We start from the raw sequence: 15327 nt of genomic DNA, 5'->3' as shown, positions 1-15327 counted from the left end.
CAAGCCCGCTCCCACAGAGATTTCCGGTGGCTGAAGATCTTTGTTGTCCCCGGGGTTTCGGGGCCTTTGGGTGCGCGGGTCAGAGCACGTGCTGGGAAATCAGCCTCGATATTTCCACCATCGACGTCCGGCCGGTGAATTCGAATTTCACTTTGCCCAGCGACGAGAAGTAGATCTCCAGTTCCGAATCCAAATCGAACGTGCCGGAGGTTTCCACCGAGTACGCGACGATGTTTTTATACGGCAGTGAAGTGAAGTCTTTTTTGCTGCCGGTGATGCCCTGGACGTTGACGGCGATGATGCGTTTGTTGGTGAAGACGACGCCGTCGCGCATGGATTTGTACGAGTCGATGACGTGCTCGCCTTCCAGCAGCAGTGCACTGACGCGTTCTGCGTATTCTTCGTTTTGCTTGAGTTTGAAGAAGCCTTTGTTGTTGAAGTCGATCATCTGCCCATCCTCCGTTCAAAGAAAAATCCCTGCGGGTTACTTCACCACTTTCACGACTCGAATGTTGACGGGGAATCCATCCTGTCCAGGCAGTGTCTTCCATCCCACGTACTGATAAACCACTTCGTCATCAATGTATTCACCCCACTGCGCGACTTTGCCACCCAGCACCGCGACGTTGCGGTTTTTGACGCAGTTGCCATCCGCAGGACCCACGGTGTAGATCACGTAAGGTTTGACGTATTTAGAGGCGCGGAAATTTTCGCCGCAACCCGAATCGACTCTGATCATCAACCTCTTCAGGTTCTCTTCACCATCCGCTTCGGCGTGCTGGTCGAGTTCCCCGATTTCGCCGACGTCGATGAAGCCCAGAGAGCGAGCACGCTTGTATGCCGGGGAGGCCTGGTGTTTGATCTGGGCTTGCGCGAGATACTCGTCCACGTCTTTGCTGAGTTCAATTTCGCCCTTGTGCACGATCTCTTCCGCTATGGGAACGCCGCTCTCACAACGAGCGTATTCGGGGGAGCCAAGGCTTGACGGGGATAGGTAGTAGCGATGGAACTCAAGGGTACTCAGACGCGCCTTGATAGCGGGATTAGCTTCTTTGGGCGTCTGGCGCCCGGCCTGCACCTCGGCCACCACCTGCATAAATTTCTGGCAATCGGAAATGTAGCCGTCCCAGGCGTATGTCGGGGTTTCACTCGACAGGCCGGCGAGCGCCGGGGTCATCACGACGGCGAAAGTGATTGCGCAGAACACGCGCGAGACTCGAGCGACAGTGGCCATGTGTAGTCCGTTACAAAGTTGATGAAAGTGGCGCAACGCTACTGTTTTGCCGCCCTGCCGTCCACTGGCGGCGAAGGGGAAAGCCGATATTTCCTGCGGCGATCCGCTGTGCATGCATCCTGAAACCTCCACGCTGGCCACATTCTTCTAGACTCAATAAGAGGTCGTGGATAGAACCGAACACGTCGCATTGGTGCAGTCAATTCAACAGCCGCGTGGCAATCTGCCTTTTATGCCCTTATTGAGGTGCGGCGAAGACCGTGCCGGGCACAACAAGATGCCCATTCAGGGTGCCCTGGCCACCGGCCTGAAAATGCCACGATACCGTGACGTGGTGTGAGTGCCGCAGCCGACACTTTCGGACGAACGACGACCGCCTGGTTTGTCCGTGACCGTGAGGATTGCTGTATGCCTGATGAGATGTTGCACCTGCCTTTGGTCAACAGTCTGCTGGAGCGCCACAAGGGCTCCGCCGGTGCGCTGTTGCCCATTCTTCATGATATTCAGGAACGCATCGGTTACATCCCCGATGTGGCCGTCCCCGAGATTGCCCACGCCCTCAATCAGAGTCAGGCCGAGATTCGTGGGGTGATCAGTTTTTACCATGACTTCCGTACCGCGCCGCCGGCCCGCCACATTCTGCGTTTGTGCCGCGCCGAGTCGTGCAAGAGCCGTGGTGCCGAGGACTTGGCTGCGCAGTTGCGCGAGCGTCTGCAACTGGACGATCACGGCAGCAGCGCCGATGGCAGCATCAGTTTGCGCCCCGTTTATTGCCTTGGCGCCTGCGCTTGTTCGCCGGCCCTGGAGCTGGACGGTCGGGTGCATGCGCGGCTCAGTGCCGAGCGTCTCGATGCCTTGCTCGACGCTTGCCGGGAGGACGCATGATGCCGGCGCTCTATTTGCCCAGTGATTCCCTGGCCCGTGCCGTGGGTGCCGATGAAGTGGCGGTGGCGCTGATTTCGGTGGCTCAGGAACGCGATGTGCCGCTGGAGTTGCAGCGCACCAGTTCGCGCGGTCTGTACTGGCTGGAACCGCTGCTGGAAGTGGACAGCCCGCAAGGCCGGATCGGTTTTGGCCCGTTGACGGCGGACGATGTGCCGTCGGTGCTTGATGCCTTGCAAGGTGACCCTGCCAGTCATCCACTGGCCTTGGGGCTTGTGGAAGAAATCCCCTATTTGAAAACGCAGCAACGCCTGCTGTTTGCCCGCGCCGGCATTACCCGGCCGTTGTCGCTGGACGATTACCGGGCGCATGGCGGTTTTGAAGGTTTGACCCGCTCTATCGCCATTGGCGGTGAAGAAACCGCAACAGCGGTGTTCGATTCAGGCCTGCGTGGCCGTGGCGGCGCGGCGTTCCCCGCCGGGATCAAATGGCGCACGGTGCGCGGTACTCAGGCGGCGCAGAAGTACATTGTGTGCAACGCCGACGAAGGCGATTCCGGCACCTTCGCCGACCGTATGTTGATGGAAGGCGACCCTTTCCTGCTGATCGAAGGCATGGTGATTGCCGGCCTTTGCGTCGGCGCCACTTACGGCTACATCTATGTGCGTTCGGAATACCCGGACGCCGTGGCCAAGCTGCGTCAGGCGCTGAACATCGCGCGGTCCGCCGGTTACCTGGGCGACGATGTCGGCGGCAGTGGCCTGGCGTTCGATATGGAAGTGCGGGTCGGTGCCGGCGCCTATATCTGCGGTGAGGAAACGGCGCTGCTGGACTCGCTCGAAGGCAAGCGCGGGATCGTCCGCGCCAAGCCGCCGATCCCCGCGTTGCAGGGGCTGTTCGGCCTGCCGACGCTGGTGCATAACGTGGTGACCTTGGCTTCGGTGCCGCTGATCCTGGCGAAAGGTGCGCAGTTTTATCGTGACTACGGGGTTGGCCGTTCAATGGGCACCATGCCTTTCCAGTTGGCGGGCAATGTTCGTCACGGTGGTCTGGTGGAACGGGCGTTTGGCCTGACGTTGCGGGAACTGGTGGAAGGCTACGGCGGCGGCACTGCCAGTGGTCGGCCGTTGAAAGCCGCGCAGGTCGGCGGCCCGCTCGGCACCTGGGTGCCGCCGTCGCAATTCGATACACCGCTGGATTACGAGGCGTTCGCTGGCATCGGCGCGATGGTCGGTCACGGCGGTGTGGTGGTGGCTGACGACACGTTGGACATGGCGCAAATGGCCCGTTTCGCCATGCAGTTCTGCGCCGAGGAATCCTGTGGCAAATGCACGCCTTGCCGCATCGGCTCGACCCGGGGCGTGGAGGTCATCGACCGGATGCTGGCCGCACCGGGCCAAGGCGATCGCGATGCGCAAGCGATCATCCTCAAAGACCTGTGCGACACCATGCAATTTGGCTCGCTGTGCGCCTTGGGCGGCATGGCGCCCTTCCCGGTCACCAGCGCCCTCAAGTATTTCCCCGCCGACTTCGGTCTGCAGCCTTCGGAGGCCGAGCAATGATTACTCTCTTCGACCCGAAAACCGATATCGACCTGGGCACCCCGGCCCGGGAAAGCCAGGTGCAAGTCACCCTGAACATCGACGGCCGCAGCATCAGCGTGCCGGAAGGCACTTCGGTGATGCGCGCTGCTGCGCTGATGGGCACCACCATTCCGAAACTCTGCGCCACCGACAGCCTGGAAGCCTTCGGCTCCTGCCGCATGTGCCTGGTGGAGATCGACGGCATGCGCGGCTATCCGGCGTCGTGCACCACGCCGGTCACGGAAGGCATGACTGTGCACACGCAGACACCGAAGCTGGCCACGCTGCGCCGCAATGTCATGGAGCTGTACATTTCCGATCACCCGCTGGACTGCCTGACCTGCTCGGCCAACGGCAACTGCGAACTGCAAACCGTTGCTGGCCAGGTTGGCCTGCGCGAAGTGCGTTACGGCTATGAAGGCGAGAACCATCTGGAGGATGTGAAAGACACCTCCAACCCTTATTTCGATTACGACCCGAGCAAGTGCATCGTCTGCAACCGCTGCGTGCGGGCCTGCGAAGAAACCCAGGGGACGTTTGCCCTGACCATCACCGGGCGCGGCTTTGAATCCCGGGTTTCGGCGGCCGGTGGCGAGAACTTCCTCGACTCGGAATGCGTGTCCTGCGGCGCCTGTGTGCAGGCCTGCCCGACCGCGACGCTGATGGAAAAAAGTGTGGTCGAATTGGGTCAGCCAGAGCGCAGCGTGATCACCACGTGCGCCTATTGCGGCGTCGGTTGCTCGTTCCGCGCCGAGATGAAAGGCGACCAACTGGTACGCATGGTTCCGGACAAGAACGGTCAGGCCAACCACGGCCATTCCTGCGTCAAAGGGCGCTTTGCCTGGGGTTACGCGACGCACCCGGATCGCATCACCAAACCGATGATCCGCAAGCACATCAGCGACCCGTGGCAGGAAGTCAGCTGGGATGAAGCGGTGACTTACGCCGCCAGCGAATTCCGTCGCTTGCAGCAGAAATATGGCCGCGACTCCATCGGCGGCATCACCTCCAGCCGCTGCACCAACGAAGAAACCTACCTCGTCCAGAAACTGGTGCGCGCGGCGTTCGGCAACAACAACGTCGACACCTGCGCGCGGGTTTGCCACTCGCCGACCGGGTATGGTTTGAAACAAACCCTGGGCGAGTCCGCCGGTACCCAGAGTTTCGATTCGGTGATGAAGGCCGACGTGATTCTGGTGATGGGCGCCAACCCCAGCGATGCGCACCCGGTGTTCGCTTCGCAGCTCAAACGTCGTTTGCGTGAAGGCGCGCGGCTGATCGTTATCGACCCACGACGTATCGATCTGGTGGATTCGGTGCACGCCCGCGCCGAGTATCACTTGGCCCTGCGCCCCGGCACCAACGTCGCCATGCTCAACGCGCTGGCCCACGTGATCATCACCGAAGGCCTACAAGACCAGGCCTTTATCGACGCCCGTTGCGAGGGCAGCGATTTCGCCCGTTGGAGCGAGTTCGTCAGCCGCGCCGAAAACTCGCCGGAAGCCCTTGGATCGGTCTGCGGCGTAGCCCCTGCCGACATCCGCGCCGCCGCGCGGTTGTTTGCCAAGGGTGGCAACGCCGCGATCTATTACGGTCTGGGCGTTACCGAGCACAGCCAAGGCAGTACGGCAGTGATGGGCATCGCCAACCTCGCCATGGCCACCGGCAACATCGGCCGCGAAGGCGTGGGCGTGAACCCGCTGCGGGGGCAGAACAACGTGCAGGGTTCCTGCGACATGGGTTCCTTCCCCCACGAGTTGCCCGGCTACCGGCACATCTCCAACGAAGTGGTGCGCACGCAGTTCGAACAGGCGTGGAATGTCACCCTGCAACCCGATCCGGGCCTGCGCATTCCGAACATGTTCGAGTCGGCGCTGGCCGGCAGTTTCAAGGGCCTGTATTGCCAGGGCGAGGACATTGCCCAGAGCGACCCGAATACCCAGCACGTCACCGCAGCCCTGTCGGCCATGGAATGCGTGGTGGTGCAGGACATCTTCCTCAACGAAACCGCCAAGTTCGCCCATGTGTTCCTGCCGGGTGCTTCGTTCCTGGAGAAGGACGGCACGTTCACCAACGCCGAGCGCCGTATTTCGCGAGTTCGCAAAGTGATGGACCCGTTGGGCGGCAAGGCCGACTGGGAAGGCACGGTGGCCCTGGCCAACGCGCTGGGTTACCCGATGAACTACAAACACCCATCGGAAATCATGGATGAAATCGCCAGCCTGACGCCGACCTTCACCAACGTCAGCTACGCCGAACTGGAGCGCCACGGCAGCCTGCAATGGCCGTGCAACGCCGCCGCGCCGGACGGCACGCCGACCATGCACATCGAGCAATTCGTGCGCGGCAAAGGGCGCTTCATGCTCACCGGCTACGTGCCCACCGAGGAGAAGGTCAACAACCGTTATCCGCTGCTGCTGACCACCGGGCGCATCCTCAGCCAGTACAACGTCGGCGCGCAAACCCGGCGCACCGAGAACGTCGCGTGGCACGACGAGGACCGGCTGGAAATCCACCCGACCGACGCCGAGAGCCGTGGCATCAATGAAGGTGACTGGGTCGGTATCGGCAGCCGCGCCGGGCAGACGGTGCTGCGTGCACGGGTGACCGAACGGGTCGCGCCGGGCGTGGTGTACACCACGTTCCACTTCCCTGAATCCGGGGCCAACGTGATCACCACCGACAACTCCGACTGGGCCACCAACTGTCCGGAATACAAGGTCACGGCCGTGGAAGTCAGCCGTGTCTACCACCCTTCGGAATGGCAAAAACGCTTCCAGGAGTTCACCGAAGAACAGCACCGCCTGCTCAAGGAACGCCGTCAGGCCCGTGGCGATAAAGCGGAGGTGCGCCGATGAGCACCGACAACCTGATCAAGATGGCCAACCAGATCGCGCAGTATTTCGCTACCGAGCCGGACCAGAAGCAAGCCGTGCTCGGTGTGCGTAATCACCTGCAGATGTACTGGACGCCGGGGATGCGCAAGGAATTGCTGACGTGGCAGACGGAGCATCACGGGGCGGATCTGCATCCGTTGGCGCAAGAGGCGGTCAGCGGCGCGGGTTGGGAGGCGTGAGTTCACCCGATCTGAAAGCGGTCTAAAAAACCTGTGGGAGCGAGCCTGCTCGCGATTGCAGTATGTCGGTCGCCATCATCATTGGCTGACACACCGCATCGCGAGCAGGCTCGCTCCTACAGGGGTTGTGTGCAGTGTTCCGCCTTATTTATCCCCATCGTTCACCCGCACCGCGATCTCAATCGCCCGCACGCTGATCGCCGCGAAGATCGCCGTGAGCAGCACGCCGTTGAACCCGAGCAATATTGCCAATATCCGCGACAGCGGCAACTTCGGCACCAGTTCGCCATAGCCGATGGTCAAGCCAGTCACGAAGCCGAAATAGATGCCGTCGAAAGGATCCCAACCTTCCAGGTAGCTGATGATCAGGCCGCACGTGATGATGACGATCAGCATGGTGGAAAGGATGGGCCAGACAACTCGAAGGTAGTAGCCGACAGCTTTGTAGAACTCTCGACGGATGTTCGACGTATTGGCAGGCTTCATGTCGTGGGTTTCCTGAGGGCGGCAGGCGAATTGACACTCATCAGCTTGGCACAAGTATTGGAAATCGATGCCGCGCCCCCGGGATGTAATGGCTACTCGATCTGAATCGGCCCCTTGGTCCCGGCATCGCTGTCGGTCCAGTAATCCTCATTCTGCAACCGCCGATCGCCCTGAATGGTGAAGGTGAGCTTGCCTTGGCGAAACTGCAGCGTGCCGTCGGTGCGCTTCGCGTCGACCCGTTTGCCATCCACCCAGACTTGCTCCTTCGCATCGATACGAATCGTGGCAACGGTCGCGCCGGCATCGCTCTTGGCCACCCACTGCCCGGCGTAAGGCGTTTGTGTGTCGGCGCTGTCCGCTGCAGGGTTGGTGAACCCGGCCTTGGCGTTTTCCGCTTTGCTCTTGTGGATATCACAGCCCTGAGTCTCGCTCACCTGGGTGCAACCGGACTGTTCAAGCTGTTTGCGGTACTTGTCGTTGATGGCATAAGCCGGGAATTGCACCAACATCATGGTGGCCAGTGCCGGCAGGATGATCCGCTTCATAGGTCCTCTCCTCTGATCAGCGCCTTCCCGGCGCCCGCGAACTGCATGGATCATTCACTGTAGTCCGAAACCCGGATGCACTGGCAAAACGACCAACGCTTCCAACCCGCCTTGCGACCGATTGCGCAGTTTCAGCTCCCCGCCATGCTCCAACACAATCGCCCGCGCCGCCGACAACCCCAACCCCACGCCGCCGGTGCTTTTGTTGCGCGAGCCTTCCAGACGAAAGAACGGCACAAACACTTGCTCAAGACTGGCCTGCGCAATCCCCGGCCCGCGATCCAGCACCTTGATCCGCACTTCCCCCGCCTCAGGCATCAGTTCAATCGCCGGTTCGCTGCCGTACTTGATCGCGTTATCCAGCAGATTGGTCATCACCCGCTTCAACCCCAACGGCCGCCCGCAATACACCAGCCGCTGCGGCCCGCTGAAGGCGATCTCGACGCCCTGATCCCGGTAATCGTCCCGCAAGGTTTGCAGCAGTTCCGCCAGATCGAACTGGGTCGCCGGTTCCAGCCGCGCGTCATCCCGGAAGAATTCCAGCGCCGAATTGATCATCGCCTGCATTTCATCCACATCCCGAAACAACCGCTGCTGTTGCTCGGCGTCTTCGATGAATTCGCCGCGCAAGCGCATTCGCGTCAGCGGCGCGCGCAGGTCGTGGGAGATGGCGGCGAGCATTTGCGTGCGGTCGCGGATGAAGTGTTGCAACTGGGCCTGCATGGCGTTGAAAGCGAGGATCGCCTGACGGATTTCCTGCGGGCCAAGGGGTTCGATGGGCGGCGCGCGGAAATCGATGCCGAAACGTCGGGCACCTTCGGCGAAACGCTGCAAAGGTGTGGCGAGGCGGCGGGTGGCGATCAGGGCGACCAGTGCGGTGGAGATCAGCACCAGCAGGACGACGATCAGGTAGCGCGGCGTTTCGTCGAGGCCCCAACTGCGCGACGGCGCGGAGAACATCAGCCAGGTTGAATCCGCCAGCTCGATCAGCAGCGCGTAATGCGCGTCCTCGGTGTGCTCGATCCAGTCGGCCGGCTCGTACGCTTCGATGCGCCGGTCAGGGGCCTTGAGCATCGGCTGGAGGATCTGCGAGCCGATGTCGGACTTCGCGTCTTCCGCTTCCGGCAGGGTGAGGTCGCGCCGGTCCGGGTGCCAAGTGACGGTGAAGCCGTTCTCGCTGGCCGCTTGCGCCAGCGGGTTGCGCAAGGTTGCCGGCGCGGCTTCGATGACGCGGGTGATGGCGGCGGCCTTTTCCAGCAGGCCGATTTCGGTCAGCGGCGGCCGCGCCCAGACGCCGGCGAGTTGAATGAACAACCCGTTGAGCGCCAGGGAAATCAGCATGGCGAGGATGATGGTCAACGCGATCCAGCGCGCCACTGTGTCCCGGCGAATCCGCTTCAGCCAGCTCATCGCCGCGTCACGCTGGGGGTGAACAGGTAGCCGCCGTTGCGCACGGTGCGAATCATCGCCGGGCGCTTGGTGTCGGATTCGAGCTTGCGTCGCAGGCGGCTGACTTGCACGTCGATGCTGCGATCGAACGCGTCGTGGCAATGCCCGCGCGCCAGGTCCAGCAGTTGCTCGCGGGTGAGGATGCGCTGCGGGTGTTCGACGAAGACCAGCAGCAAATCGAACTCACCGGCGGACAGCGGAATCATCACGTTGTCGGGCGAACGCAGTTCCCGGCGGGTGACGTCGAGGTGCCAGTCGGCGAAGTCGATCAGCGGCCGTGGGCGTTCCTCCGTCAGCGGCCGACGCTCGTCCACCCGACGCAACACGGCACGCACTCGGGCCAGCAGTTCGCGGGCGTCGAAGGGTTTGGTCAGGTAATCGTCGGCGCCGAGTTCGAGGCCGACCACCCGATCACTCAGCTCGCCCATGGCGGTGAGCATGATCACCGGGATCGCGTGGCGGATGCGCAGTTGCTGGCACAGGATCAGCCCGCTGTCGCCGGGCAGCATCACGTCGAGAATGATCAGGTCCGGCGCCTGGCGCTCGATGGCCGCCCACAGCGACGCGCCGTCGGTGGCGACCTCGACGTTGTAGCCGTGCTGGACGAAGAATTTTTTCAACAGGTCGAGGACTTCGAGGTCGTCGTCGACAATTAAAAGGCTGTTCACCGAAGGTCACTTACGGGGCGAATGGAACCGTCATCTAAAACCATTCACGGCAGCGCGTCATATATTTCAATCCTGCAATAAAACGACAGCGGCGCAATAAACCGGACATCTTTGCGCAAGGCCCGGGGCCCAGCATCAGCGCGAATTCCTCCCGAGACTCGCGTCCATGTTGCCTTTCAAATGTGCTCCCTGGCTGGCCCGCAATACGTCGATTGCCGTGCTGGCCGCCGGGTTGGCGGGCTGCAGCAGCCAGCCGTCGTCCAGTGCCGAAGTGAGCTGCGCCGACATCAGCTATTCGGTGTACGACCCGGCGGAACCGTTCAACCGCGGGGTCTTCGCGTTTAACCGGGTGGTGGATGACTACGCCCTGGCGCCAGTCGCCCGCGGCTATCGCCACACGCCGGATTTTTTCCAGACGGGTGTGCATAACTTCGTGGCGAACTTCGGCGAGCCCAAGGTGTTCATCAATGACCTGCTGCAAGGCAACCCGATGCGCTCGGCCAATACACTGGGCCGGTTCGTGCTGAACACCACGGTGGGCGTGGCGGGGTTGATCGATGTTTCCGGCATGGCCGGCATTCCGCGGCACAAAGCCGACTTCGGCCAGACCTTCGGCGTGTGGGGCATCGGTAACGGGCCGATTGTTGAACTGCCGTTGCTCGGCACCTCCAACAGTCGTGATGCGGCCGGGCGGGTGCTGAGTTTCGTGGTCGATCCGTTCGGCGATAACAGCGACACCGTGGACACCCTCTCAACGATCAACACCGTGGGCGGCGTCGTCGATGGCCGTGCCGAACTCCTGCCACTGACCGACAGCCTGCAAAAACTGCCGGACTACTACAGCGCGCTGCGCAACGTGGTGGCCGAGCATCGCGCCGGTTTCGTGATCGAGGGCAAGCAAGGTTCGCCGAACACCACTCAAGCGCAATGCACGGGAGCACCCGCCGATGGTTTCTGACAGCCTGATTCTGCAACAGCGGGTGACCCTCGACGGCGAGGCGAATCTGCACTGCCGGGAAATCACCCTGCGCCTGTCGCCCGACTGTCGCCAACTGGTGCTCAGCCGCTACACCGAACACTACGGCCCGGCGCTGGTGCGCTGGATCGAGCGCAGTCACACGGTGTCGGTGAGCGAGCTGTTTCGCTGGCTGGTCGCCAACGGCGAGACGGAGGTCACTGAGCAGCGATCACTTCCTCCAGCACCCGCGCCACGCACTGCACCGCCGCGTCCTCGTCGCGGCGTTTATGCCAGGCCAGATGCAACGCAAACCCTTCCACTTCAATCGGCGGTGCCACGGTGTGCAGCGCCTTGGCCACCGGCATCGACAGGCACCGACTGGGCAGCATCGCAATCAGGTCCGAACCCAGCAGCAGATCCGGGACCATGACAAAACTCGGCACGACGATGCCGATCCGCCGCGCCAGCCCCTGGCCCTTCAAATGCTCGTCGAGTGGGCCCCAGGTGGCGCCGCGACCGGACACCAGCACGTGTGGATAACTCAGCCAGCGCGCGAGATCGAACCCCGCGATGGCTGGATGCCCGGCGCGCATCGCCACCACGAAATGTTCGTGCAACAGCAGGCGCCGGGTGAAATCCGGCCCGAGGGACGGGAACACCGACATCGCCAGATCGCTTTGACCGCGACTGAGGCTTTCCTGTGCCGCCTCACCGCCCTGCCAGGGCTGGATCACCAGGTCGATGCCCGGCGCCAGTTCCGCCAGGCGCTGGTGCAAAGGCTGGGCAATGATGATCGCCGGGAAGTCGGCCATAACGATGCGCACGGTCTGGCGCAGGGTGCTCAGCTCGGCGCTGGCGGCGCCAACCAAGGTGCTGACTGAACCGAGGATTTGCTTCAACGGACCACGCAAGGCCTGGGCCTTGGGGGTCAGTTGCATGCCGCCCGGCAAGCGTTCGAGCAGGCGATCCTGAAACAGATGCCGGCAACGCTCCAGCGCATTGGACGCCGCCGGTTGCGACAGGCCGATGCGCTCGGCGGCGCGGGAAACATGGGCCTCGTCGAGCAACGCATCGAGCACGGTCAACAGGTTGAGGTCCACCGAACGTAGATTCATTGAATCAATACCTCATTAGACAAACCATCCATTGGAGCAATGTACCGCAGGCTGGCACGCTGTGGCTCCCTTCACTTGAACCGGGTAATCCCATGAACGACACCACGCTGATCCTGAGTTTTCACCCGGACCTGGGCAGTTCCCACGCCAACCGCGCCTTGCTCGATGCCGTCAGGGATGTGGAGGGCGTGACCATCGTCGATCTGTATGGGCTTTACCCGACCGATGAAGTCGACACCGCCGTGGAGGTGCAGCGCTTGCTGTCGGCCAAACGCTTGGTGCTGCAATTTCCGGTGCAGTGGTATTCGACGCCCGCACTGCTGAAAAACTGGCAGGACCGTGTGCTGACGCAGATGTATTACCTGGCTTATGAAACGCAGGGTTCCAGGCTTGAGGGGTTGCCGGTGATGCTGGCGGCGACGGCGGGCAACACGCCCGAGGCCTACAGCGAAACCGGCGCCAACCTGTTTCCCCTTGAGCAATTGCTGCAACCGTTGCGCGCGACGGCGCATCGCTGCCAGTGGGCCTGGAGCGAGCCGTTTCTGCTGTATCGGGCCAACAAGCTGCCGGGCTCGGAGTTGAATGTCATCGCCGCGCAGTATCGGGCCAGGATCGAGCAGTTTCAGCGCACCAACGCTTAGTTCACCCGTGCTTCGCCGGGGTTGACCGGCCTGCGTTATCATCGCCGACCTACGCGCCAAGAGTCTCGAACCCGGATGTCCGAATCACTGCCATTGCCTGACGATCGCTCCCCACTGCCACCGGTTCTGGTCGGGCCGCTGTTGCGGCGGCTGGAGCCTTCACGGCTGGTGCTGTGGCTCGTGGGCACGCGGCCGTTGTCGCTGACGTTGCGTCTGCAAAATGTCGGCGACATCCGCCTCGACACTGGGCAATGCACGATCATTCCCGTCGGAACCCATGCCTTCGTTCACTTGATCGATGTGCCGCTGGAGACCGCCCTGCCCTGCGACACGCTGATCGAATACGACCTGTTGATTGATGACGCAATGACCGGCATCGCCGACTGGGCGCCGCACCTGTTGTACGGCGAAGCACGCTGCCCGAATTTCGTGTTGCGCTCGCGCATTGACCAGTTGCTGCATGGCTCCTGCCGCAAACCGCACCACCCTGCCGCCGACGGCTTGCTCTGTGTCGATCGCTTGCTGGCCTCGGAACATGAAGCCACTGAGCGTCCGGCGTTGTTGATGATGAGCGGCGATCAGGTGTACGCCGACGATGTCGCCGGGCCGATGCTGCGCGCCATCCATGCCTTGATCGAGCGCCTCGGGCTGTTCGGCGAATACCTCGAAGGCGCGGTGGTCAGCGACAGCGCCAAACTCTACGAGCACGCGGCCAGTTATTACCATCGCGCGGACTTGCTGCCGGCGCTGCAAAGCAACGAAACCCTGCGCGAACGGTTTTTCGGTGGTGCGCGCAAGCCGATTTTCACCAGCAGCAGTGCCGACAATCACCTGGTGACCTTCGCTGAAGTCATGGCCATGTACCTGCTGGTGTGGTCGCCAACGCCCTGGACGCTGATCGCGCCTAAACCGCCGAAACTGATTCCCGAACGGCGCGAGCGTTATGCGCTGGAGCAGACGCGCATCGATGGTTTCAAGGCCGGCCTGGGCGGTGTCGCACGGGCCTTCGCGCATTTGCCGTGCCTGATGATCTTCGACGACCACGATATTACCGATGACTGGAATCTTTCCGCGCAATGGGAGGAAACGGCCTACGGCCATCCGTTCTCCAAGCGCATCATCGGCAACGCGCTGATCGCTTATATGTTGTGCCAGGGTTGGGGCAACAACCCGGATGCGTTCGTTGCTTTGCTGGAGAAAACCACCGGTTTGATTTCGACCGGGGACGATCAGTATCTCGATAGCCCGGTGCAAGACAACCTGATTGACGAACTGTTGAAATTTCAGCGATGGCATTACGTGCTGCCCACCCGCCCGGCGATGGTGGTGCTCGACACCCGCACCCGGCGCTGGCGCAGTGAGCTGGCGCTCAAGCAACCCTCGGGGCTGCTGGACTGGGAAGCCCTCTCCGAGCTGCAACAGGAACTGCTCGATCACCCGTCGGCGATCATCGTTTCGCCGGCGCCGGTGTTCGGCGTGAAGCTGATCGAAACCGTGCAACGGGTGTTCAGCTGGTTCGGTTATCCGCTGTTGGTGGACGCGGAAAACTGGATGGCCCACCGCGGCGCGGCCCAGGTGATCCTGAACATTTTCCGACACTCGCGGACACCGGGTAACTACGTGGTGCTGTCAGGTGATGTGCATTATTCCTTCGTCTACGAGGTGCTGATCCGACACCGCAAGGCTGGGCCGAGGATCTGGCAGATCACCAGCAGCGGGATCAAGAACGAATTTCCGCCGACGCTGCTGGAGTGGTTCGACCGGCTCAACCGCTGGCTCTACTCGCCGCGTTCGCCCCTGAACTGGCTGACCAAACGCCGACGCATGCGCATCGTGCCGCATGTGCCGGAACACGCCGAGACGGGTGAACGGTTGTGGAATTCGGCGGGGATCGGGCAGGTGTTCTTTAATGAAAAAGGACAGCCGCAGGCGATTTATCAGCACAACTCGGATGGCTCGCCGAAGACGCGGATGGTGGCGCCTGAGACCGAAAATTGAGGGTAGAACCCCAACCCTGTAGGAGCGAGCCTGCTCGCGATTGCGGTGGGTCAGTCGCCATCTGTATTGGCTGACACACCGCATCGCGAGCAGGCTCGCTCCTACAGGGGGTTAATGCAGGCCACTGGGTATGGACCTCACTCGAACCCTGATCATCGGCAACTCCGGCTCCGGCAAAAGCTGGCTGGCCGAGCGTTTGGCCGCGCAACTGCAAACACCCCGGATCGATCTCGACTCCCTCCACTGGCTGTCCGACGAACACAGCATCCCCCATCCCCGCGCCGAAGCCCTGGGCATGGCGCGGATCGCAGCCGATGAAGAGCGCTGGGTGATCGAAGGTGTCTACGGCTGGATCGTCAGCGAACTTATCCACAGGGCCACGGCGTTGATCTGGCTGTGTATTGAGGATGAGGAATGCGTCGCCAATATTCGTAGGCGTGAGGCGAATCGGGATGAGCAGGACGTGCTCGCCTTGCTGGAATGGGCCGGCAGTTATCGTGCTCGTGAAGATTGCAGTGGGTTGGCTGCGCATCGGCGGCTGTTCAATGGGTTCAATGGATCAAAACTGCGACTCATGAACCGCACGGACATCACCGAGTTCGCTGATTCCCGCCCACCTGTCTCACGTTTTTAAGATCGGTTCAGCCGCCGAGCTCCTGCAAAAAGCGGTCAGCATTAAATCGGGACGCAGT

The 15327-nt window shown here is 61.9% G+C and carries 15 protein-coding genes and 1 pseudogene; 9 read left to right on the top strand and 7 right to left on the bottom strand.

The genetic code is table 11. The features are described 5' to 3' along the window. Positions 1 to 79: 79 nt before the first annotated feature. Both ACF6ZU_RS17815 and ACF6ZU_RS17810 read right to left on the bottom strand, forming a co-directional pair. On the bottom strand, positions 80 to 448 hold the full coding sequence (locus ACF6ZU_RS17815) for a PH domain-containing protein (RefSeq protein WP_392885563.1): 369 nt from the start codon (positions 446 to 448) through the stop codon (positions 80 to 82). Positions 449 to 484: 36 nt separating this feature from the next. After that, a complete protein-coding gene (locus tag ACF6ZU_RS17810; RefSeq protein WP_392885562.1) occupies positions 485 to 1348 on the bottom strand; it encodes a hypothetical protein in 864 nt (287 codons plus the stop codon). Positions 1349 to 1642: 294 nt separating this feature from the next. On the opposite strand from ACF6ZU_RS17810, the gene ACF6ZU_RS17805 reads away from it, so the two are divergent. Genes ACF6ZU_RS17805 through ACF6ZU_RS17790 form a run of 4 tightly spaced genes read left to right on the top strand, consistent with a single transcriptional unit; the run spans position 1643 to position 6775 of the window. Continuing rightward, positions 1643 to 2119 (top strand): formate dehydrogenase subunit gamma, encoded by a 477-nt coding sequence (locus ACF6ZU_RS17805; RefSeq protein ID WP_392885561.1) that lies wholly within the window; start codon positions 1643 to 1645, stop codon positions 2117 to 2119. Then, positions 2116 to 3678: a formate dehydrogenase beta subunit gene (locus ACF6ZU_RS17800; RefSeq protein WP_392885559.1), complete on the top strand. Its 1563-nt coding sequence runs from the start codon at positions 2116 to 2118 to the stop codon at positions 3676 to 3678. The genes ACF6ZU_RS17805 and ACF6ZU_RS17800 overlap by 4 nt, the downstream gene beginning before the upstream one ends. After that, positions 3675 to 6557: a formate dehydrogenase subunit alpha gene (fdhF, locus tag ACF6ZU_RS17795; protein WP_392885557.1), complete on the top strand. Its 2883-nt coding sequence runs from the start codon at positions 3675 to 3677 to the stop codon at positions 6555 to 6557. The genes ACF6ZU_RS17800 and fdhF overlap by 4 nt, the downstream gene beginning before the upstream one ends. Continuing rightward, positions 6554 to 6775 carry a formate dehydrogenase subunit delta gene (locus ACF6ZU_RS17790; protein ID WP_392885555.1) on the top strand — a complete coding sequence of 74 codons (222 nt, stop codon included), beginning with the start codon at positions 6554 to 6556 and terminating at the stop codon, positions 6773 to 6775. The genes fdhF and ACF6ZU_RS17790 overlap by 4 nt, the downstream gene beginning before the upstream one ends. Before the next feature lie 144 nt (positions 6776 to 6919). Here ACF6ZU_RS17790 and ACF6ZU_RS17785 read toward each other — a convergent pair whose 3' ends face one another. The 4 genes from ACF6ZU_RS17785 to ACF6ZU_RS17770 all read right to left on the bottom strand — a co-directional run bounded on the left by ACF6ZU_RS17785 (position 6920) and on the right by ACF6ZU_RS17770 (position 9923). Next, positions 6920 to 7261, bottom strand: a complete 342-nt coding sequence (locus ACF6ZU_RS17785; RefSeq protein ID WP_392885554.1) for a potassium channel family protein — start codon at positions 7259 to 7261, stop codon at positions 6920 to 6922. 92 nt (positions 7262 to 7353) lie between these two features. Next, entirely contained in the window at positions 7354 to 7806 is a 453-nt protein-coding gene (locus ACF6ZU_RS17780; RefSeq protein WP_392885552.1) for a hypothetical protein, read from the bottom strand. Positions 7807 to 7860: 54 nt separating this feature from the next. Beyond that, positions 7861 to 9216 carry an ATP-binding protein gene (locus tag ACF6ZU_RS17775; protein WP_392885550.1) on the bottom strand — a complete coding sequence of 452 codons (1356 nt, stop codon included), beginning with the start codon at positions 9214 to 9216 and terminating at the stop codon, positions 7861 to 7863. Beyond that, positions 9213 to 9923, bottom strand: coding sequence for a response regulator (locus ACF6ZU_RS17770; RefSeq protein ID WP_392885549.1), 711 nt, complete (start codon positions 9921 to 9923; stop codon positions 9213 to 9215). Before ACF6ZU_RS17770 ends, ACF6ZU_RS17775 begins: the two co-directional genes overlap by 4 nt. Before the next feature lie 166 nt (positions 9924 to 10089). Here ACF6ZU_RS17770 and ACF6ZU_RS17765 point away from each other — a divergent pair, with 166 nt between their 5' ends. Next, entirely contained in the window at positions 10090 to 10881 is a 792-nt protein-coding gene (locus ACF6ZU_RS17765) for a VacJ family lipoprotein (RefSeq protein ID WP_392885547.1), read from the top strand. After that, a pseudogene (locus tag ACF6ZU_RS17760) lies at positions 10871 to 11116 on the top strand (hypothetical protein); the annotation flags it as partial. The gene ACF6ZU_RS17765 and the pseudogene ACF6ZU_RS17760, both read left to right, overlap by 11 nt. Here the strand turns inward: ACF6ZU_RS17760 and ACF6ZU_RS17755 are convergent. Beyond that, the gene (locus ACF6ZU_RS17755; RefSeq protein ID WP_392885546.1) at positions 11097 to 11996 is read right to left on the bottom strand and encodes a LysR substrate-binding domain-containing protein; all 900 of its coding nucleotides are present in this window, start codon (positions 11994 to 11996) and stop codon (positions 11097 to 11099) included. The pseudogene ACF6ZU_RS17760 and the gene ACF6ZU_RS17755 sit on opposite strands and share 20 nt — an antisense overlap. Positions 11997 to 12088: 92 nt before the next feature. Here ACF6ZU_RS17755 and ACF6ZU_RS17750 point away from each other — a divergent pair, with 92 nt between their 5' ends. From ACF6ZU_RS17750 to ACF6ZU_RS17740, 3 genes are all read left to right on the top strand, one after another. Further along, entirely contained in the window at positions 12089 to 12637 is a 549-nt protein-coding gene (locus ACF6ZU_RS17750) for an NAD(P)H-dependent oxidoreductase (RefSeq protein WP_392885544.1), read from the top strand. Between the two features lie 75 nt (positions 12638 to 12712). Then, positions 12713 to 14635, top strand: coding sequence for an alkaline phosphatase D family protein (locus ACF6ZU_RS17745; RefSeq protein WP_392885542.1), 1923 nt, complete (start codon positions 12713 to 12715; stop codon positions 14633 to 14635). Positions 14636 to 14765: 130 nt separating this feature from the next. Continuing rightward, the gene (locus tag ACF6ZU_RS17740) at positions 14766 to 15269 is read left to right on the top strand and encodes an adenylate kinase (protein WP_392885540.1); all 504 of its coding nucleotides are present in this window, start codon (positions 14766 to 14768) and stop codon (positions 15267 to 15269) included. Positions 15270 to 15327 lie beyond the last annotated feature (58 nt).

Origin of the sequence: Pseudomonas migulae, from assembly GCF_043225285.1 — a bacterium.
Taxonomy (GTDB): domain Bacteria; phylum Pseudomonadota; class Gammaproteobacteria; order Pseudomonadales; family Pseudomonadaceae; genus Aquipseudomonas; species Aquipseudomonas migulae_C.
This window is presented reverse-complemented; position numbering and strand designations above follow the sequence as displayed.